Here is a 19,475-nt window from a genome sequence, read left to right on the forward strand (position 1 = left end):
CGCGAGATGGCCGCCCGCACGATCATCCACATCGGTCTGCCCAAGACCGGGACCACCTACCTCCAGACCGCGATGTGGTCGCACCGCCGCGACCTGCGCGAGCGCGGGTGGCTCTACCCGGGTGGCGACCGCATGCACCACTTCCACCTCGCCCGCTCCGTCGCGGGCGACCGCGGGGAGAAGTCCCGGCGGCTGCACCACGAGCTGGTGGCGGCGGCGCGCGAGTGGGACGGCACCGCGCTGCTGTCCCACGAGTTCCTGTGCCGGGCCACCGCCGCCCAGGCCGCCGCGCTGCTCGACGAGCTGGGGCCCACCGAGGTCACGGTGGTGGTGACGGCGCGTGACTACGAGCGCCAGTTCGCCGCCGTGTGGCAGGAGGCGCTGAAGATGGGCAACGCCCCCGGCCTGGGCCGCTTCATGGACGCCCTCCTGGCCCCCGGGCACCAGGAGGAGGTCCGCCGGGCCCACGAGCAGGACGCCGTCAGCGGCAGCGGGGTGCGCCAGGCGTGGGGCTGGTCCACCCAGGACCTGGCCGCGGTCATGCAGCGCTGGACCGCCGCCGCCGGCACCGACCGGGTCCGCCTGGTGACGGTGCCGCAGCCCGGCGCCCCGCGCACGCTGCTGTGGGACCGCTGGTGCGCCGTCACCGGCCTCGACGACTCCGACCTCGACCTGCGCACCGCGACCGCCAACGAGTCGCTGGGCGCTGTGCAGGCGGCCCTGCTGACCCACGTGGTCCCGCAGCTGACCGACGAGTTCTCCGACGCGACCGTGCGCCACCGGTGGCTGCGCCAGTACCTCGGCCACACCGTCCTGGTCCCCCAGGGCGGCGAGCGCATCGGGCTGGCCGAGCGGCACTCCGCCACCCTCGCCGAGCGCAGCGACGCCCTGCTCGAGGAGCTGCGCGCCGCGGCGTACGACGTGACCGGCGACCTGGAGGAGCTGCGTCCCGTCCACCGGTCGGACCTGCGCGACCCCGACACCGTCGGCGAGGGCGAGGCCCTGGCCGCCGCCGCCCAGGCGATCGAGCAGATGGTGCGCGACGTGCGCGACACGACCTACCGGGCGCGGGAGGCCCGCGCCGAGGCCACCGCGGCCCACGAGGCCCTGGCCGCGGTGCCGCCGCCCCCTCCCCCGTCCCTGCCGCGCCGGCTGGCCTCCCGGGTGCGGCGCCGCGTCGCGTCCGGCGCCACGACGGGCAGCAAGTCGGGCAGCACGACGGGCAGCACGACGGGCGGCAGCCGATGAGCCGCAACGCCCGACCCGTCCAGGTCTCGGTGCTCGGTGACGACGGCCTGGCCGTCGCCGGCGGCCGGGACGTGGTCTTCGACGTGCTCTTCGACGACACCCGCGTGTGGGGCTTCACCCCCGAGGGCGACCTCGACGACGAGGGCCGGGTGCGCGTGGCCTGGCCGAAGGTGCTGCGGCCGCTGCTCGACGGCGTCGCACGGGTGACCGTCCGGCAGCACCACACCGGGGAGGTGGTGGCCGACGAGGAGGTCGCCTTCGGAAGCGGCCAGGGCCGGGTGCGGGTGGTCGACAAGGCCGGGCGGCCGGTCGCGGTCACCAAGTACGGCCGCCTCAACCACGCCTTCGACACCGTCGACGCCGCCACCAAGGCGGGCTACCTCGACCAGGTCGAGGAGGTGCTGGCCGTGCTGCGCGACGAGTGCGGCCTGCCGGCGTTCGTCAGCTGGGGCACGCTGCTCGGCGCGGTCCGCTCCGGCGAGCTGATCGGCCACGACGTCGACGCCGACCTCGCCTACTACAGCGAGCACGAGCACCCCGTCGACGTGGTCCGCGAGTCGTTCGCGGTCGAGCGGGCGCTGCGGGCCCGCGGCTGGCGCGTGCGCCGCGAGAACGGCGGCTTCCTGGCGCTGTTCCTGCCCCAGGCCGACGGCACCACGCGCAACATGGACGTCTTCACCTGCTGGCGCACCGAGGGCTGGCTCTACCTGGTCCACGACGTGCGGGCGCGGCTGCCGCGCTCGGCCGTGCTGCCGCTGTCGACCGTCGTCCTCGAGGGACGCCGGCTGCCGGCCCCGGCGGACCCCGAGGCGCTGCTGGCCGCGTCGTACGGCCCGGGCTGGCGGGTGCCCGACCCGTCCTTCACCTTCACCGGCGACGCCGCCCGGCACCGCCGGATGATGGGCTGGCTCGGTGGCCTGCGGCGTCGCCGCGACCAGTGGAACAGCCTGTACGCCGCGTCGCGCCCCGACACCGAGCACTCCCCCTTCGCGGGCTGGGTCGCCGCCCGCGACGCCTCCGGGCGCGACCTGGTCGACCTGGGGTCGGGCCGCGGGGCCGACGCCCTGTGGTTCGCCCGGCAGGGACGCACGGTGCGCGGCGTCGACTTCGTGCACTCCGCCGTCGTCCGGGCCACCGGCACGGCCGAGACCGAGGGGCTCCCCGCGACCTTCGAGGACCTCAACCTCGTCGACCTGCGCGCCCCGCTCGCCCTCGGCGCCGACCTGGCCCGGCGCGACCCGGCCACGCTGTTCTCCCGGCAGCTGCTCTGCGAGCTCGACGACACCACCCGGGCCGGCCTGGGTCGCACGGTGTCGATGGCGCTGCGCCGCGGCGGCGACCTCTTCCTGGAGGTGCACACCACCCGCACCCAGCTGGGCAAGGGCGTGTCGTGCCGCGGGATCAGCGAGGACGCCCTGGCGGCCTTCGTCGAGGACCTCGGCGGCACCGTCGAGGAGCAGGTCGTCGTGCGGGACCCCGGGCTGCCCCCGCTCGCCCGGCTCCACGCCCGCTGGCCGGCCCCGCAGGGGGCCGGCGAGCCTCAGCGGTAGCGCACGCGGCGCACGAGCCGCAGGGCCGGCTCGGGCGCGGCCCGCTTGACGGCCTCCTTGAGGCCGCTCGCGGCGCGCTCCCGGCGACCGGCCAGGGTGTGCTCGCGCAGCTCGGCCCGCAGCGAGGCGACCCTGGTCTGCGAGGTCTGCAGCTTCACCAGCAGCTCCACCACCGCCCGCACGGCCGCCTGCGCGACGTAGTCCTCGTCGGGCTCGGTGCGGCCCGGGCCCCCCACCTCGTCGGGCACCTGCACGCGCAGGTCCTCGAGGTCGCCGACGACGTCGAAGCCCGACGCGGTCAGGTGCGCGACGATCTCCTCGGAGCGGGCCGCGAGCGCGGCACGGTGCTCGTCGGGCAGCACCACCTTGCGGCCCGAGGACGCCTCGGCCAGCGCGGACTCGGCGATGCCGTGCTTGACCATGCGGGCGTAGCTGGGCCAGGTGAAGTCCTCGGGCAGGCCCAGGTTGACCCGTCGCAGCAGGTCGGCCTCGGCCAGGCCCAGACCGGCGTTGGCGCCGGGGAGGCGGGTGTCGTAGAGCTCGGGGTCGCGACCCAGGACGGCGCAGAAGCGCTCCCACAGCGCGGTCGGCGAGCCACCGGGCGGCGGGACCGTCACGACGTGCACCCGCTCGGGCGGCAGCCCCCGCGCCCAGGTGCCGAGGACCTGGCGGGGGTCCTGGCCGCCCCAGATGCCACCCGGGCCGGGGTCGGTGGCGCCGGCCTCGACGGAGGCCCGCAGGAACTCGGCGTACGGCAGGGTGCGACGGTTCTTGACCTCCTCCTGCCACACGGCCGGGACCTGGCGCGCGAGGTCGCGCAGCGTCATCACCACGTGGACCTCGCGGCCCCGCCAGGCCTCGACGGCCAGCTCGACCTGCTCCGGCGTCGCCCAGGCGAGCAGCTCGGAGGAGACCAGGACGTCGCCGGACCACCCCTTGGCCGCGGCGACGAGGTCGTGCCAGGTGGTGGCGCCGTCGGTGCGGCGCTTGCCGAAGGAGGCCCCGCGCAGCTCGAGGGCCGCCTGGTGGTGGCCGGCCTCCCCCGGCCCCGGACACAGCAGGCCGTCCTCGCGCAGCTCGGCGGCGTTGCGCCAGAGCACCTTCTGCAGGTACGTCGTGCCGGTCTTGGGCGCGCCGACGTGGAGGAACACCCGTCCCTGCTCGCGGCCGCGTCGCTTGCTGCCTGGTCGCCACGACGGTCGCCTCACGGCCGGGCTCCTCTCGTTGGGTTCGACATCGGGGGTGACGCACCTCGGCCCGGCCCCGTCACCGGGGCCAGGCCGAGAGAGCGTGCTGGGTGCTGCTGTGTCTGCTGCTGCGTCGCTGGCGGGATCAGCGCTTGGGGACCGCGAACGAGTGTGCCCGGATCTTGCCCCAGTTGGCGACGTACTGGTCGTGCAGGCTCTTGCTGAGGACGTTCATGGTGACCTCGTCGCCCAGGGCGATGGAGTCGCCCGCCCAGTTCTGCGAGCCGCTCACCGTCAGGTAGGCACGGGTGTTGCCGTCGAAGGTGCCCTTGACGGTGAAGAACTTGCCGTGGGTGCGGACCTGGTAGTCGCCGTCGGGCAGGGCCCCCTGGCGGCTGTCGTAGAGGGTGATGCGGCGCGCCTTGGCCGCCTCGACCAGCTTGGCCCGGACGTCCTTGCCGGGGGCACCGTAGATGACCGAGACCTTGCAGCCGGCCCGGCCGAGCGCGATCAGCTTGTCGGCGAGGTACATGCCGCGGGTCTGGGCCCAGTAGAACATCGAGACCTTGATCTGGGTGGCCCCGAAGGCGCTGGTGCAGCGGATCTTGTTGAGGTCCTGCAGGGTCGGGTCGTTGGCCTTGTTGGCGTTGCGCATCGGGAAGAAGCGCGCCACCACGTTGCCGTCGGTGAACTCGGTGCGCTGCCCGGTGTTCATGACGTCGTCGGTCATCTCGCGGTGCACCTGGCGGAAGGCGTTGAACAGGTTGGGGCGCTCGGTGAGGCTGATCATGTCGTTCCAGCCGCGGTTGGCCCCGCCCGCGTTGAGGTTGGAGGAGCTGACCATGACGACGTTCTTGGCCGTGCCGGTCTGGGAGAACAGGAAGAACTTGGCGTGCATGCTGCCGCCGCCGCCGCGGCAGCTGCCCTTGCACTGCTTGACGTAGCTGCCGTCGGAGCCCCAGGTGAAGGCGTCCTCGGTCGGCATCGCGGCCGAGCGGGCCGCCTGCTCCTCGGTCATCGTGCGCGCGCCCGGGTCGACCGGCGCCGGAGCGGGGGTCGGCGTGGGCGTGGGGGTGGGGGTCGGCGTGGGGGTCGGCAGCGGGGTGTTGCACGGGCCGGTCTTGGCCGGACCGTCGGGCACGCCGTCCTCGTTGGCGTCGGGGACGTTGTCGGCGTTGAGCGCCTTGACCAGGTTGAGGGCCGGCGCGTCCTCGATCTTGCCGTCGAGCACCACCCGCACCGAGACGCCGCGCTGGCAGGCCGCGATGAGGGCGGCGGAGCTGATCTTGCGGTCGAGGAAGTAGGTGGAGATGAGGATCTGCGGCCGCGGCTGCCCGGCGACGGGCTTGACGTTCTGGATCGCGGCCTCGATCTTGCCGATGATCGCGAGGTTCTGGGTCCGCGACCCGAACGGGTCGGGCACGTTGAACACGCCGCCGTTGGGCGGCGACCACGCCGCCTGGGCGGCGGTCGGCTGCAGGCCCGCCGCGGCCAGGACGAGCATCATCAGGAGCAGGACGGTCTTCTTCACGGTTCTCCAAGTCAGGACTGCGTGGGCCCGAGACCAGACCCCCCGAGGCGGAGTGTAGGTGACGCGCGGCGCCTGGTGTGGCACGTGGGACGAGTCGTCCACGGCCGCAGCGGTCGCCCGGCGGAGCCGCCGGTGGGCCTCAGTCGGCGACGCCGCCGCTCGCGAACTCTGCCCCGTCGGCGAAGTGCGGCCTGATCTTGTTGTCGAACATCGACAGCGCGGCGCCGATCGCCATGTGCATGTCGAGGTACTTGTAGGTCCCCAGTCGGCCGCCGAACAGCACCATCGGCTCGGCCTTGGCCAGCTCGCGGTAGCGCAGCAGCTTCTCGCGGTCCTCGGCGGTGTTCACCGGGTAGTAGGGCTCGTCACCCTCCTCGGCGAAGCGGGAGTACTCGTGGACCACGATCGTCTTGCCGGGCAGGTAGGTGCGCTCGGGGTGGAGGTGCTTGAACTCCAGGGTGCGCGTGTAGGGCAGGTCCTCGTCGTTGGCGTTGACCACGCCCGTGCCCTGGTAGTCGTCGACGTCCACGGTCTCGGCCTCGAGGTCGATGGTGCGCCACGACAGCCGGCCCTCGGAACTGCCGAAGTACTCGTCGACGGGTCCGGTGTAGACGATCGGCACCTTGCCCTTGAACCGCTCCAGCCACCCCTGCCCGGGGTCGAGGAAGTCGGTCTCCAGGACGACCTCGATGTTGTCGTGGTCGGCCATCCGCTCCAGCCAGGCGGTGTAGCCGTCGACGGGCAGGCCCTCGAAGTCGTCGTTGAAGTAGCGGTTGTCGAAGGTGTAGCGGACCGGGAGGCGCGTGATGATGTCGGCGCTGAGCTCCCGGGGGTCGGTCTGCCACTGCTTGGCGGTGTAGCCCTTCACGAAGGCCTCGTAGAGCGGGCGGCCGATGAGGCTGATCGCCTTCTCCTCGAGGTTGGTGGCCTCGGCGGTGTCGATCTCGCTCGCCTGCTCGGCGATCAGCGCGCGGGCCTCGTCGGGGGTGTGGCTGCGGCCGAAGAACTGGTTGATCAGCCCGAGGTTCATCGGGAAGGAGTAGACCTGCCCCTGGTACTTCGCGAACACCCGGTGCTGGTAGTTGGTGAAGGACGTGAACCGGTTGACGTACTCCCACACCCGCTTGTTGGAGGTGTGGAACAGGTGGGTGCCGTACTGGTGCACCTCGATGCCGGTCTCCTCGTCGAACTCGGAGTAGGCGTTGCCACCCAGGTGGTGGCGGCGTTCGAGCACCAGCACCTTCAGCCCGAGCTCCTCGGCGCAGCGCTCGGCGACGGTGAGGCCGAAGAAGCCGGAGCCGACGACGACCAGGTCGGGGGTGGACTCGGCACTCGCCTGGGCGCTCGCCTGGGCACTCACCTGGGCACTCGACTGGTCACTCAACTGCAACGCTCTCCTCGAACCGGGGACCTGCTCCCGGGGTCCCCGGAGCGCGAGCAGTCTAGCGACGCGCGCGGCCGGTCCGGTTGGCCAACAGGCGGCGGTAGGCGGCCTTTCTCACGGACTCGGGGACCAACCGGTAGCCGCCCCGCACCGCGACGTTGCGGACCATCTGGGTGCGCGTGGTCAGGCCGAGCTCGCGGAAGCGCCGCTGCAGGGCCAGCTCCGAGCGCAGCAGCGCCATGCCGCCGCGCCGGGCGTAGGCACCGGCCCCGACGCGGTAGTGGACCAGCGGCTCGGCCAGGTTGCCCGGCACCGCCCCCGCCTCGAGCATCCGCGTGAAGAGCAGGTAGTCCTCCATCAGCGCCATGTCGGTGTAGCCGCCGACCGCGAGCACCGCGCTGCGGCGGTAGACGACCGTGGGGTGGTTGAAGGGGTCGCGGAAGGTGATGACGCGCCGGATCTCGTCGGGGTCGGTGGGGGGCGTGCGCCGGCCCACCGTGTCGCTCGGGTCGGCCCCGAACTCCCACAGGCCCGACCCGACGATGTCGGCCCCGGCCTCGATGAGGGGCAGCTGGCGCTCGAAGCGGTCGGGCGCGCTCACGTCGTCGGCGTCCATCCGGGCCACGACCTCGTGCTCGCTGGCCCGCAGCCCGGCGTCGAGGGCCGGCCCCAGGCCGATGTTGTCCGAGAGGTCGACGTGGGTGACCGGCACCGGGCTGGTGGCCACCAGGTGGGCGATCTCCTCGGCGAGCTCGGGCGGCACCGGTCCGTCCTGGACCAGCACCACCTGGGCGGGTCGACGGGTCTGGTCGTGGACCGAGCTCTCGAAGGCCAGCCGCAGGTAGTCGGGCCGGTCGCCGCCGTACGTCGAGAGCAGCAGCGCGAACGGCTGCCCGGGGGCCAGCTCGCCGGTGTCCCAGCTGTCGGGCGCGACGTCGCCGGGGGCCACCCAGCCGGCCTCGTGGAGCACACTGGCCGTCGGCCGCGGCGCGGTGCGCAGGCCGTCGCGCAGGCCCCGGGCCAGGGCGCGGCGCAGCACCGGCCGCTGCCGGCTGCGCCGCACGGTGCGGGCCCAGCGCCGGGCGGTGGACGCGGCGTACAGCACCTTCTCGGACGGGGCGAGGCCCTCCGCGCGCGTGAACAGCCACACCTTGTTGCGGACCTCGAAGTAGAACCGCTCGCCCGGATCGGCGTCGGTCGAGCCGAACACCTTGGTCTTGTGCACCACGACGCTGCGCGGGCAGTAGAGGCCGACCCGGTCGCGCACCAGGCGCGTGGAGTACTCGAAGTCGTCGTTCCACAGGAAGTAGTCGGCCAGCGGCAGGCCGCGCTCGCGGACCACCTCGGCGTCGCACAGCAGCGAGACGAAGCTCGCCGAGCGCACCGGCACCGCACCGACCGCGGCCGCCCTCCGGCGCTCGGCCTCGGTGGTGCCCGGGCGCGGGCGGGGCGTGTTCATCGGGTGGTCGCGCCCGTCGGTCCACACCACCCGGCTCGCGAGCACGGCCGGACGCGGCGCGCCCGGGTCGTGCTCGCGCCACACCCGGACCAGCTCCGCGAGGGCCTCGGGCGTCGGCACCGTGTCGTCGTCGAGCAGCCACACCAGGTGGGGGTCGTGGGTCAGCGCCTGCGCGACGCCCGCGGCGAAGCCGCCCGCTCCCCCGGTGTTGCGCTGGAGGTGGACCACGTCGAGGTCGTCCCGACCGGCCAGCACCTCGCCGGTGCCGTCGGTGGAGGCGTTGTCGACGACCACCACGGCGACCGGGGCGTGGGTCTGGGCCTGGACGGCGGCCAGGGACTCGGCCAGCAGCTCGCGGCGGTTCCAGGTGACCACCACCGCCACCACCCGGGCAGGGGCGGGGGCGAGGTCGTCGTCTGGCACGTGCGGCACCCTACGGCTCAGCAGGCCGAGGAGAGGTCCTCGGCCTGGTTGGCGCCGTAGCCGTCGCGCATGTTGCCGATCGAGCCCCCCGTCGTGCTGGGGGCGGGGGTCGGCGCGGTGCCGGTCGAGGAGCCGGTGGACGACCCGGACGAGGGGGCCTCGGCGGCCTTCTTCTCCGCGGGCGGGGCCAGTGCCTTCTCCACGGCCGCGTGGATCTTGTCGATGTCGGGGTTGCTCGTGGAGATCATCGGCGGCACGAACGACAGGGTGCGCACGGGCTGGCTGCGTGCCTCGAGCGCCAGCTTCATGAACCGGTCGACCTCGCCCTGGGGGATGTCGGTGGTGATGAGCGACTCGCTGGCCTTGGCGATCTTCTCGAAGTTCATCACCACGGTCCGCGGCGAGAGCTGGTGGAGCATGGCGTTCATGACGCACTTCTGGCGCGCCATCCGCGAGTAGTCGTCGGCGGCCACGCGGGAGCGGGCGAACCACAGCGTCTGGAAGCCGTCGAGCGTCCGGGTGCCGGGCTCGATGTAGCCCGAGATCGGGGCGCCGATGCCACCGATCGGGATCCGGTCGCGCACCGTCAGCTCGACCCCGCCGACGGCGTCGACGAGGTTCTGGAAGCCCTGCAGGTTGACCATGGCGTAGTAGTTGATCTTCAGCCCCGTGATGCCCTCGACGCCCTCCTTGGTGGCCTCGACCCCCGGGTCGTCGTACCCGGCGAACAGGTGCTCGTGGTCCGCGGCCCAGGTCGCCAGGGAGTTCAGCTCGCACTCGGTGCCGCAGGTGTAGCCGTCGGGGAACTGCTCGTGCATCACCGAGCCCTCGGGGAACGGGAAGTTGAGCATGTTGCGCGGCAGGCCCAGCAGCGTCGTCTGGCCGGTCTCGGCGTCGATGCTCGCGACCGAGATCGAGTCGGGCCGCATCCCCCACCGGTCGGAGCCGGAGTCGCCGCCGAGCAGCAGCACGTTGAAGCGGCCGTCGTGGGCCCCGACCGCGGTGCCGTCGGCGAACATCGCGGAGAGGAAGTCCTTCTGCACGCTCACCACGTGGGAGGCGAACAGCAGCGAGCCGGCGACGGTGAAGCAGAGCACCCCGTTGACGCCGACCATGGCCAGCCGCTGCTTGCGGCGCAGCGCCAGGGGGTTGCCCAGGCGCCAGGCGTCGACGAGCAGGAACGCCCAGCCGATGGCCAGCGCCATCAGCGCGAAGCGCAGCAGGTTGAGCACCGGGCCGCTGCTGAGCAGCCAGAAGACGAAGGAGTCGAAGACCAGGCCCAGCACGAACAGCACGGCCGCCGTGGCGAACAGACCGGCCCAGATGCGCAGCGCGACCCGTCCGGTGCGCTTGTTGCCGGCGACCAGCTGGGCCGACCCCGGGAGCACGAGCGTCATGAGCATCAGCACCAGCGCGCGCCGGAAGTGGGGCCGCTGACCGGGCCCACGGGAGGTGGCGGGTGCGGGCTCGGTCGGGAATGGAGCCATGGGGAAGGCGTCTCCGTCTCCGTGGTCGGTGGAGGGTGCGGACCAGTATCACCAGCGGACGCGGCCCTCCCCGGCACGGCACGCCGGGCACCGCGGCGCGGGTGCGGGCGGTAGCGTCGCGCCATGCCTGCCACGGGGAACGGACGCGGTCGAGGACCGGGTGACCCCGGTGAGGACGACTCGCAGTACAGCTGGTTGTACGGCGGCCAGGACCGCCGACCCGGGGCCGACGACCCCGAGCCGACCCGGATGCTGCCCCGGCTCGACCGCCGCACCGGTCGGCCCGTCGGGGAGCAGCCGACCCAGGACGGCCTCGGCCGGCCCCGCCAGGAGCCGCCGCCCCCGGCCACGTCCCGGCAGCAGCAGCCGCCGCCCCCGGTCGTGCCCCGGCCCGCCCCCGCGGCCCGGCGTCCCCGCCGACGGCGGCCGGTCGGCAGGATCCTCGCCCTGGTCGTGCTGGCCTGGCTGGTCTTCCTGGTGGCCGTGCCGATCTGGGCCGTCGGGCGCATCGACAAGGTCGACATCACCCCGGCCGGCGAGCGGCCGGCCGAGCAGCCGGGCACGACCTACCTGCTGGTGGGCTCGGACAGCCGCAAGGGCCTGAGCCCCGCCGAGAACAAGCGCCTGGGCACCGGCGGCGTGGGCGAGGACATCGGGCAGCGCACCGACACGATCATGCTGCTGCACACCGGGTCCGGGCCGAGCATGCTGCTGTCGATCCCGCGCGACTCCCTGGTCGAGGTGCCGGGCCGCGGCCGCACCAAGATCAACTCGGCCTTCGCGGCCGGCGGCCCGAAGCTGCTGGTGCAGACGATCGAGCAGAACACCGGGGTCCGCGTCGACGACTACGTCGAGATCGGGTTCGGCGGCTTCGTCAACGCCGTCGACGCCGTCGGCGGCATCACGGTCTGCCCCCGCGAGCGGATGGTCGACCCCAAGGCCAACCTGCGCATCAGCAAGGGCTGCCAGGAGGTGGACGGCGTCAAGGCGCTGGGCTACTCCCGCTCCCGCTACGTCAGCGCGCTCGGCGACCTCGACCGCGCGCGTCGCCAGCGCGAGGTCGTCAGCGCCATCGGCGCCGAGGTGAAGTCGCCCTGGACCTTCATCAACCCGTGGCGCTACTTCCGCGTCAACCAGGCGGCCACCTCGTCCCTGCGCATCAGCGAGGGCACCGGACCGGTCGCGCTCGCGAAGTTCGGCCTGGCGATGACCCGCGTCAACGGCACCACCGGTCTGACCTGCGGCATGCCGATCGCCGACCAGGAGGTCAACTGGGACTCCGAACGGGCCCTGGCCCTGCTCGCGTACGTCAAGCAGGACCGCACCGGCGACATCCCGAAGCGGCTGTGCACGCCCACCGGCCTGCCCGGCACCAACTGAGACCCCCGAGGAGCCACCCCGCCCATGAGCGAGCCCGCACGCGAGTTCGAGACCCTGTCCTGGACCGTCGACGAGGTCGGTGTGGCCACCCTGGTCCTCGACCGGCCCGACGCCCTCAACTCCTTCACCGTCACCATGGCGCGCGAGCTCGAGCACGTCTTCACCGTCACCGCGATGGACGACGCCGTCCGGGCGGTCGTGGTGACCGGCGCCGGCCGGGCGTTCTGCGCCGGCATGGACCTCTCGGCCGAGGGCAACGTCTTCGGGCTGGACGAGTCGCTGTCCCCCACGCCCGAGGACCTGCGCGAGCACCTCACCGAGGAGCCCTACCAGTCGGGCGTGCGCGACACCGGCGGCAAGGTCGCCCTGGCGATCCACGCCCTGCCCAAGCCGGTGATCGCCGCGATCAACGGCGCGGCGGTGGGGATCGGCGCGACCATGACGCTGGCCATGGACATCCGGATGGCCTCGACCCGGGCCCGGATCGGCTTCGTCTTCGGTCGCCTCGGCATCGTGCCGGAGGCGACGTCGTCGTGGTTCCTGCCGCGGCTCGTGGGCCTGCAGCAGGCCCTCGAGTGGGTGTACGCCGCCGACGTCCTCACCGCCGAGCAGGCGCTGGCCGGCCGGCTCCTGCGCTCGGTCCACGAGCCCGAGGACCTGCTCGACGCCGCCCAGGAGCTGGCGCGCTCCTTCGTCGTCGACCGCTCCCCCGTGGCCCTGGGGCTGGCCAAGCAGCTGCTCCAGCACGGCGCGGGCTCGGCCCACCCCGTCGAGGCGCACCGGGCCGACAGCCTGGCGATGTTCCACGCCAGCACCGGCGACGGCAAGGAGGGCGTGGCGGCCTTCCGCGAGAAGCGCACGCCCCGGTTCGCCGGCCGCGCCAGCGAGCTGCCCGACGTCTTCGGGTAGACCGGTCGTCTCCACCCTCGCCTGGCAGGTGCCGACGGGGGCAGGATCGTGCCCGACTGGTATCAGGTGCCCCCGTGGCGCCTCCGGAAGGGTGTGCAGACGATGTCCGAGGTACCCACCGACGAGCAGACGGTGTGGGAGCGCTCCGCCGCTCTCTTCGTCTCCTGGCGCGACGGCCAGGACCCCGCGGCCCTCGACGGGCTGGTGCGGCTGCTCAGCCCGGTGCTGTGGCAGGTGGTGCGCGGCAGCGGGCTGGAGCGCAACGCGGCCGAGGACGTCGTGCAGTCGACCTGGCTGACGCTGGTCCGCTCCGGGAGCGCCATCAGCGAGCCCCGCGCCGTCGCCGGGTGGCTGTGCACGACCGCCCGGCGCGAGGCGTGGAAGGTGGGCCGCGCCGCGGGTCGCCAGCGCCCCGTCGAGGACGAGGACATCGCCCGCCGGCTGCCCGACAGCCCGGCGCCCGAGCAGCAGGTGGTCCTCGACGACGAGAACGCCCGGCTGTGGTCGGCCGTGGGCCGGCTGCCCGAGCGGTGCCAGCGGCTGCTGCGCATCGTGGCGGCCGAGTCGCGACCCGACTACTCCGTGGTGTCGGCCCAGCTCGGCATGCCCGTGGGCAGCATCGGCCCCACCCGGGGCCGCTGCCTGGAGAAGCTGCGCCGCGAGCTCGCCACGTCGGGCGGTGCCGCATGAGCGCCGTGCCCCCGGCCCCGGAGCCGACCGACGAGCAGCTGCTGGCCGCGGTCGCGCGGCTGTGGGCAGCGCTCGACCCGCCGCCCGCCGACCTCGCCTCCGGCGTGCTGGCCCGGCTGGCGGCCGAGGACCTCGACGTCGAGCTGCTCACCCTGGTGGAGACCGACGCGCTCTCCGGCGTGCGCCGCGGCGGCGACGAGCCGGGCGAGGAGGGCTCCTGGACCCTGGAGTACGCCGGTCCCGACGTCCGCGTCTACCTGCGCCTGGTGCGCATCGAGGAGCGCACCCGCCTCGACGGGTGGCTGGTGCCCGGCGCCGGCGCCGAGGCCCGCCTCGAGGTCGAGGGCGCCGACCCGGTGGCCCTGCGCGCCGACGAGCACGGCCGCCTCGAGCTGGCGGCGGCGCCGCACGGCGCGGCGCGGCTGGTGCTGCTCGGCGAGGACGGCCGCACCCGCGCCACCCCGACGTTCTGGATCCCGTGAGCACCGAGAGCACCGTGACCGGAGGCCGACCATGACCGCTGAACCACCCCCGACGTCCTCCGCCGGCGCCACCGACGCCGGCCCTCCCGGCGTCCCGGCCGCCCGGCGGCAGTCGGCGCTCTCGGCGACGCGGGAGCCCTTCGTGCCGCCCCGGCCGGTGCTCGACCAGGTCTCGGGACGGGTGCTGGACCCCGGCACGGCGCTGGCGGTCGCGGGGGTCCGGCCGCGCAGCACGGCGTACGTCGGGCCGCGGCTGCTGGTCTCCCGCACGCCCGCGCTCGCCGAGACCGTGCGGCAGCTGCGGGAGGTGGCCGCCACGCTGGGCTGGGACGCGCGGCTGCACCCCGACGACGCGGACGTGGAGGGCTCGCCCGAGCCCGGCCGCGGCGTGGTGCGGCTCGAGCTGACCGTCCGCGACTCGGTGGCCGCCCTGGCCCCGGACGGCTGGGTGCTGCTGCAGAACGCCCGGGCGACCACCTCCCCCGAGGCGATGCGCCGGGTGGGCCTGGACCACGTGGTGCTGGTGCGCGACCTCGACCCCACGCCGTTCCACAAGCCCCACCCCTTCCACAAGCCGCACGGCGTCGACGAGTCCGACGTGGTCGCCTCCTACGGCCGCGCGGGCAGCGGCGGTCGCCAGCCCGTGGCGTACGTCGGCCCCGCGCCCGTGCGCCACACCGACGACGAGCTGGAGGGCCGGCGCCCGGTCGTCGGCGTCCTCGACAGCGGCTGCGGGCGCCACGACTGGCTGGTCGAGGCCGTCTCCCCCGGTCCTGCGCTCGACGACCTCGCGATCGGCTACACCGATCCGGCCAGCGACCCCGAGACCTGGTTCGACCAGGTCGGACCCCTCGACGGCGCCATCGACCCCCTCGCCGGCCACGGCACCTTCATCGCGGGGCTGGTCCACCAGGCCTGCCCGGACGCCGACATCGTGGCCTGGCGCATCGTGGGCTCCGACGGGCCGGTGCTCGAGAGCGACCTGGTCACCGCGCTGTCGAGGATCCGCGACCTGGCCCGGCGGCACCGCGACGGGCAGGAGGGCGGCCACCCGCTGGACGTGCTCAGCCTCTCCCTCGGCTACTACCACGAGACCCCGGAGGACGCGCTCTTCGACCCGACGATGCAGGAGATCCTCGACGACCTCGGCGACTGCGGGGTGGTGGTCGTCTGCTCCGCCGGCAACGACGCCACCGGTCGCCCGATGTTCCCCGCGGCCTTCGCCCCGTGGGCCGACGGCGGCGGCGCCGCGGCGTCCCCGCAGCGGGTGCCGGTGGTCTCGGTCGGCGCCCTGAACCCCAACGGCACCGACGCGCTGTTCAGCAACGCCGGCCCCTGGGTGCGTGCCTGGGCGCCGGGGGCGGCGGTCCTCAGCACGGTGCCGCCGTTCCAGGGCGGCCTGGAGCCCGGCGCGCGCACGGAGGCCTACCAGCGGGTCCGGGAGGCGATCGACCCCGACGACTTCACCGGCGGCTTCGCGCTGTGGAGCGGCACCTCCTTCGCCGCGCCGCTGCTCGCGGGCCGGCTGGCCGCCGAGCTGCTCGACCACGTCTCGCCCGACCACGACGGGCGCGCCGACGCCTGTGCGCGCGCCTGGACGGCCCTGGAACGGCTCACCGACCTGGTCCCCCGGGAGCCGTCGGGCCCACAATGAGGCCATGCGGGGTGGCGAGCAGCTCCACGAGCGTGCCAAGTCGGCGCTGCTCGCGGGCGCCTCGGACCGCGCCGGGGCGCTGCTCGACCGCGCCGAGGCCCAGGCCCGGCGGACCGGTCACGACGACCTGCTGGCCCGCGTCGAGCTGACCCGCGCCTACCGCTGCGCCGAGGCCGGCGACGTGGCCGAGGGCGAGCGCCGGTGCCGCGCGGTGCTCGACCGCGCCGACCTGGCCGCCGTCACCCGGGGCCTGGCCTGGGGCCAGCTGGCGCTGCTGCGGATGCGGGTGGGGGCGGTCCCGGACGCGCTCGCGGCCTTCCGGTCCGCGCTCGACGCGCTGCCGGCCGACCACCCCGAGCGGGCCACCGTGCGCCTCAACCGCGGCAACGTCTTCCTGCAGACCGGGCAGGTGCCCCCCGCCCTGGCCGACTTCGAGCAGGCGCTGGCCGAGACCGCCGAGGACGGCGACCCCGTCGACCGGGCGATGCTCGAGCACAACCTGGGCTGCACCCGGCTGCTGGCCGGGGACCTCGTCGGGGCGCTGCGGCTCATCGACGGCGCCGCGCCGGTGCTGCAGCCGCTGTCCGCGGTGCACCGCGCCACCGTCGCCCAGGACCGAGCCGCCGTGCTCACCGCCGCCGGGCGTCCCCGGGAGGCCGCGGTGGCGCTGCGGCGGGCCGCGAGCAGCTACGGCGCCCGCGGGCTGCGGCTCTCGCAGGCCGAGTGCGAGCTGACGCTGGGCCGCACGCTGCTGCGCGAGGACCCCGCCGCCGCCCGCGTGGTCGCCCGCCGGGCCGCACGCCGGTTCCGGGGGCACTCCGGCGAGCCGCGGGCGCTGGCCGCCGACGTGGTGGTGCTGGCCGCGGAGGTGGCGCTCGGCGCCCGCTCCGCCGCCGTGCTGGAGCGCTGCGACGAGCTGGCGGAGGGGCTCGACCGCCACGGCCTGCGCCAGGACGTCCAGCTGCTCCGGCTGCTCGCCGCCCGCGTCTGCGTGCGCCGCGGCGACCTCGCCGGCGCACGGACCCGGCTCGAGCGGGTCCGCCCGCGGGCCTCGACGCCGCTGACCACCCGACTGCTGGGGCGCGAGGTCGCCGCCGAGCTTGCCGCCGCCCGGGGTGACCGCCGCCGCGCCGCGACCCACGTCCGGCGCGGGCTGGACGAGCTGCACGGCTGGCAGTCGTCGTTCGGCAGCCTGGACCTGCAGAGCACCCTGGTCGGCCACGGCCGCGACCTGGCCGTCCTGGGCCTGCGGCAGGCGGTGACCGACCCGGACCCGGCCGCCCTGCTCGAGTGGTCGGAGCGGGCGCGGGCCCTGGTCTCGCGGGTGCCCTCGGTGCGGCCGCCCGCCGACGACCAGGTCGCGCGCGACCTCGCCGAGCTCCGGCTGCTGCTCGCCGGCCCCCCGTCACCGGGTCCGCGGGCCGAGGAGCTGCGGCGACGCGTCCGCGAGCGGCGGTGGTACGCCGACGGTCCGGGCGTCCGCGCCGGCGACCCCGCCTCGCGCGAGGAGCTCCGCGCTGCGCTGGCCGAGGACGACGCCGTGCTGCTGGCCCCGGTCGTGGTCGACGGGTCGATGCACGCGCTGGCGGTCGGGGGCCGTCGCGACGAGGTCCGGCCGCTCGGGCCGGTGGGCCCGCTGCGGGACCTGCTCGACGGCCTGGCCAGCGACCTGCACATGGCCGCCGGGCACCGCGACGGCCCGCTCGCCGCGGTGCTGGACGCGACCGTCGCCGCCCGGCTCGCCCAGGTCGCGCGGGCGCTGGTCGACCCGGTGCTCGACCTGCTCGACGGCCACCGGGTGGTGCTGACCCCGTCGGGTGCCCTCGCCGGCACGCCGTGGTCGCTGCTGCCCGGGCTGCGCGGGCGCCCGCTGACGGTGCCCCCCTCGGCCACCCGCTGGCTGCAGCTGCGCGGGGCCCGGTCGGCCTCGGACCCCGGTCGCGTGGTGCTGGTGGCCGGGCCGGGCGTCGCGCGGGCCGAGGAGGAGGTCACCCGGGCGGCCTCGGCCTGGCGGACTGCGGGAGCACCCGAGCCGCAGGTGCTCTGCGGGGCCGACGCGACCACCCGGGCGGTCGCGGCGGCCGCCGAGGGCGGCGACCTGCTCCACCTGGCCGGTCACGGCCACCACGCGGAGCAGAACCCCCTGTTCTCCGGGCTCGGGCTGGTCGACGGCCCCTGGTTCGGCCACGACGTGGAGCAGCTGCGCCGGGTCCCCGCGACGGTCGTGCTCTCGGCCTGCGAGCTGGGCGCCACGACGCTGCGCTCCGGCGAGGAGTCGGTGGGGATGTCGGCCGGCTGGCTGCACGCCGGGGCCCGCACGGTCGTCTCCTCCCCCGTCGTGGTGGCCGACGACGTGGCGTGCGAGGCCTTCGCCCGCTGGCACGCCCTGGTCGCCGGCGGCACGGCCCCCGCCGACGCCCTCGCCGAGGTCACCGCCGGGCCGGACCTCGGGTGGGCACCGCTGCTCTGCTTCGGCGGCGGCTGGTGAGGCGACGGTCTCCGCGCTCACCGCTCGCGGTGGGGCTGCTGCTCGCGGCGCTCCTGGCGCTCCTGGCAGCGGGCTGCGGCGGCCCCGAGCCGGTGACCGACGACCGGGGCGGCACCCTGCTGACCGAGGCGGGGATCGCGCACGCGGAGCGCACGCACGCGGCCCGCCTCGACCTGAGCCGGCTGCGCCTGACCCGCGAGCAGACCGGGCTCGACCCCGACCTGCCGGCCCGGCCCCGCGCGCGGACCACCGACGGACGTCCCGTCCGCCTGGCCCTGGTCGGCCCCGACGGCACCACCACCGTGCCGGCGACCGGGCTGGAGGTGAGCTTCGTGGGCGAGGCCGACCGGGCGGCGGCGGTGCGGTGGACCGAGCGCAGCCCCACCCGCGCCGCCGCGACGGCCGCGCTGCTCGCGGCGGTGCGCACCTGGGGGCTGCGGCGCGAGGACGTCGGCGGCTGGTCCGAGACGGTGGTCAACAGCCGCGACGCCTCGGCGCGCCAGCTCATCGGCGCGGCGGTGTCCCCCAGCGGCCTGGTCGTGGAGGTGACCGGCGTGGTCTCCTCCACCGGCCGGCAGACCCACGAGTGGACGGTCGTGCTGGACCCCGACGCCTACCGTCCTGCCGCGCTGGACGTCGTGCGCCGCACCGGCCGCCTGCCCACCGGCCTCGGGTGACCGTGCCGGGCCGGCCGGCGCGGTCGGGGCGCTCCGGTCCGGCGGGGTGGTCGGCGCCTAGCCCAGCCGGCGGTCGAGCAGCGCCAGCAGCTCGGTGAAGTGGCGCTCCGCGGCGTCGTGGTCGTACATCGAGGTGTCGGCCATGGTGTAGCCGTGGGCCGCCCCGGCGTACACCTCGTTGCTGCCCCGCAGCCCGGCCGCGTCGAGGGCCTCGCCCAGCCGGGCGACGGCCTCGGGCGGCATCGAGGCGTCCTGGTCGGCGTGGCCGAGGACCACCTCGGCCCGGGCGCTGGCCAGGGCGAGGTGGGGGCTGTCGGGCTCGTCGGTGACCAGGCCGCCGCCGTGGAAGCCGCCCACGGCGACCACCTGGGGGTCGAGGCCCGCGGCCCGCAGGGCCAGCCGCACGCCCATGCAGTAGCCGGTGACCCCGACCTCGCCCGGGCCGACGCCGTCGAGGCCGCGCAGCGCGGCGAGGTAGTCGAGGAGGTCGGCCTCGGCCAGGTCGGCGGTCAGCCGGCCCACCCGCGGCATCGCCTCGGCGAAGAAGGCCTGGCGCGCAGCGGGCTCGCGCAGGTCGTCCCGGGGCGCGAGGTCGGCCGCCGGCCCCTCCCGGTGCAGGACGTGGGGCACCAGGACCACGAAGCCGTGGTCGGCGACGCGCTGGGCCATCCGGGCCAGCTGCGGGCGCAGCCCGATGGCGTCCATGAGGAACAGCACGCCGGGCCGCAGCACCCGGCGGGAGCTGCCGCCCGCTCCGTCGGCGGCGTCACCGTCGTCCTCGGGACGCGCGACGAACGCCTCCACCGGTCCGGCCGCGGTGGGGATCTCGACGAGGCGGACGGCGGTGTCACCGGCGAGGGGGGTCATGGCGCGAGGCTAGTGGTCGGCGGCAACCGTCGAGGTGGCTGCTTTCACCCTTTCGAGGC

The 19,475-nt window shown here is 75.2% G+C and carries 15 protein-coding genes; 9 read left to right on the plus strand and 6 right to left on the minus strand.

Annotation, left to right across the window (positions count from 1 at the left end; all coding sequences use genetic code 11):
* Positions 1–6 precede the first annotated feature (6 nt).
* Both BLU55_RS07635 and BLU55_RS07640 read left to right on the plus strand, forming a co-directional pair.
* Positions 7–1,248 (plus strand): hypothetical protein, encoded by a 1,242-nt coding sequence (locus tag BLU55_RS07635; RefSeq protein ID WP_091727975.1) that lies wholly within the window; start codon positions 7–9, stop codon positions 1,246–1,248.
* On the plus strand, positions 1,245–2,798 hold the full coding sequence (locus tag BLU55_RS07640; RefSeq protein WP_157682782.1) for a methyltransferase domain-containing protein: 1,554 nt from the start codon (positions 1,245–1,247) through the stop codon (positions 2,796–2,798). The genes BLU55_RS07635 and BLU55_RS07640 overlap by 4 nt, the downstream gene beginning before the upstream one ends.
* Here the strand turns inward: BLU55_RS07640 and BLU55_RS07645 are convergent.
* The 5 genes from BLU55_RS07645 to BLU55_RS07665 form a co-directional block, all read right to left on the minus strand.
* On the minus strand, positions 2,789–4,006 hold the full coding sequence (locus BLU55_RS07645; protein WP_157682783.1) for a hypothetical protein: 1,218 nt from the start codon (positions 4,004–4,006) through the stop codon (positions 2,789–2,791). The genes BLU55_RS07640 and BLU55_RS07645 overlap by 10 nt on opposite strands.
* Positions 4,007–4,130: 124 nt before the next feature.
* Entirely contained in the window at positions 4,131–5,516 is a 1,386-nt protein-coding gene (locus tag BLU55_RS07650) for a phospholipase D-like domain-containing protein (protein WP_091727984.1), read from the minus strand.
* A gap of 139 nt (positions 5,517–5,655) precedes the next feature.
* Positions 5,656–6,876 (minus strand): UDP-galactopyranose mutase, encoded by a 1,221-nt coding sequence (gene glf / locus BLU55_RS07655; protein ID WP_091727987.1) that lies wholly within the window; start codon positions 6,874–6,876, stop codon positions 5,656–5,658.
* Between the two features lie 82 nt (positions 6,877–6,958).
* Positions 6,959–8,782: a glycosyltransferase gene (locus tag BLU55_RS07660; RefSeq protein WP_091733599.1), complete on the minus strand. Its 1,824-nt coding sequence runs from the start codon at positions 8,780–8,782 to the stop codon at positions 6,959–6,961.
* A 17-nt stretch (positions 8,783–8,799) separates the two neighbouring features.
* On the minus strand, positions 8,800–10,269 hold the full coding sequence (locus tag BLU55_RS07665; protein WP_091727990.1) for an LCP family protein: 1,470 nt from the start codon (positions 10,267–10,269) through the stop codon (positions 8,800–8,802).
* A gap of 123 nt (positions 10,270–10,392) precedes the next feature.
* Here BLU55_RS07665 and BLU55_RS07670 point away from each other — a divergent pair, with 123 nt between their 5' ends.
* The 7 genes from BLU55_RS07670 to BLU55_RS07700 all read left to right on the plus strand — a co-directional run bounded on the left by BLU55_RS07670 (position 10,393) and on the right by BLU55_RS07700 (position 18,549).
* Positions 10,393–11,649: an LCP family protein gene (locus BLU55_RS07670; RefSeq protein WP_091727993.1), complete on the plus strand. Its 1,257-nt coding sequence runs from the start codon at positions 10,393–10,395 to the stop codon at positions 11,647–11,649.
* Between the two features lie 24 nt (positions 11,650–11,673).
* Positions 11,674–12,558, plus strand: a complete 885-nt coding sequence (locus BLU55_RS07675) for a crotonase/enoyl-CoA hydratase family protein (protein WP_091727996.1) — start codon at positions 11,674–11,676, stop codon at positions 12,556–12,558.
* 102 nt (positions 12,559–12,660) lie between these two features.
* Positions 12,661–13,248 carry an RNA polymerase sigma factor gene (locus BLU55_RS07680; RefSeq protein WP_157682784.1) on the plus strand — a complete coding sequence of 196 codons (588 nt, stop codon included), beginning with the start codon at positions 12,661–12,663 and terminating at the stop codon, positions 13,246–13,248.
* On the plus strand, positions 13,245–13,730 hold the full coding sequence (locus BLU55_RS07685) for a hypothetical protein (RefSeq protein ID WP_091727998.1): 486 nt from the start codon (positions 13,245–13,247) through the stop codon (positions 13,728–13,730). The genes BLU55_RS07680 and BLU55_RS07685 overlap by 4 nt, the downstream gene beginning before the upstream one ends.
* 31 nt (positions 13,731–13,761) lie before the next feature.
* Positions 13,762–15,384, plus strand: a complete 1,623-nt coding sequence (locus tag BLU55_RS07690) for a S8 family peptidase (protein WP_091728001.1) — start codon at positions 13,762–13,764, stop codon at positions 15,382–15,384.
* A gap of 4 nt (positions 15,385–15,388) precedes the next feature.
* Positions 15,389–17,872 (plus strand): CHAT domain-containing protein, encoded by a 2,484-nt coding sequence (locus tag BLU55_RS07695; RefSeq protein WP_091728004.1) that lies wholly within the window; start codon positions 15,389–15,391, stop codon positions 17,870–17,872.
* A complete protein-coding gene (locus BLU55_RS07700; protein ID WP_157682785.1) occupies positions 17,869–18,549 on the plus strand; it encodes a hypothetical protein in 681 nt (226 codons plus the stop codon). Before BLU55_RS07695 ends, BLU55_RS07700 begins: the two co-directional genes overlap by 4 nt.
* Before the next feature lie 57 nt (positions 18,550–18,606).
* On the opposite strand, the gene BLU55_RS07705 is transcribed toward BLU55_RS07700, so the two are convergent.
* Complete coding sequence (locus BLU55_RS07705) at positions 18,607–19,416, minus strand: dienelactone hydrolase family protein (RefSeq protein WP_091728009.1); 810 nt, start codon at positions 19,414–19,416, stop codon at positions 18,607–18,609.
* Between the last annotated feature and the right edge of the window lie 59 nt (positions 19,417–19,475).

This window comes from Nocardioides scoriae (assembly GCF_900104965.1).
In the GTDB taxonomy this organism is placed as follows: domain Bacteria; phylum Actinomycetota; class Actinomycetes; order Propionibacteriales; family Nocardioidaceae; genus Marmoricola; species Marmoricola scoriae.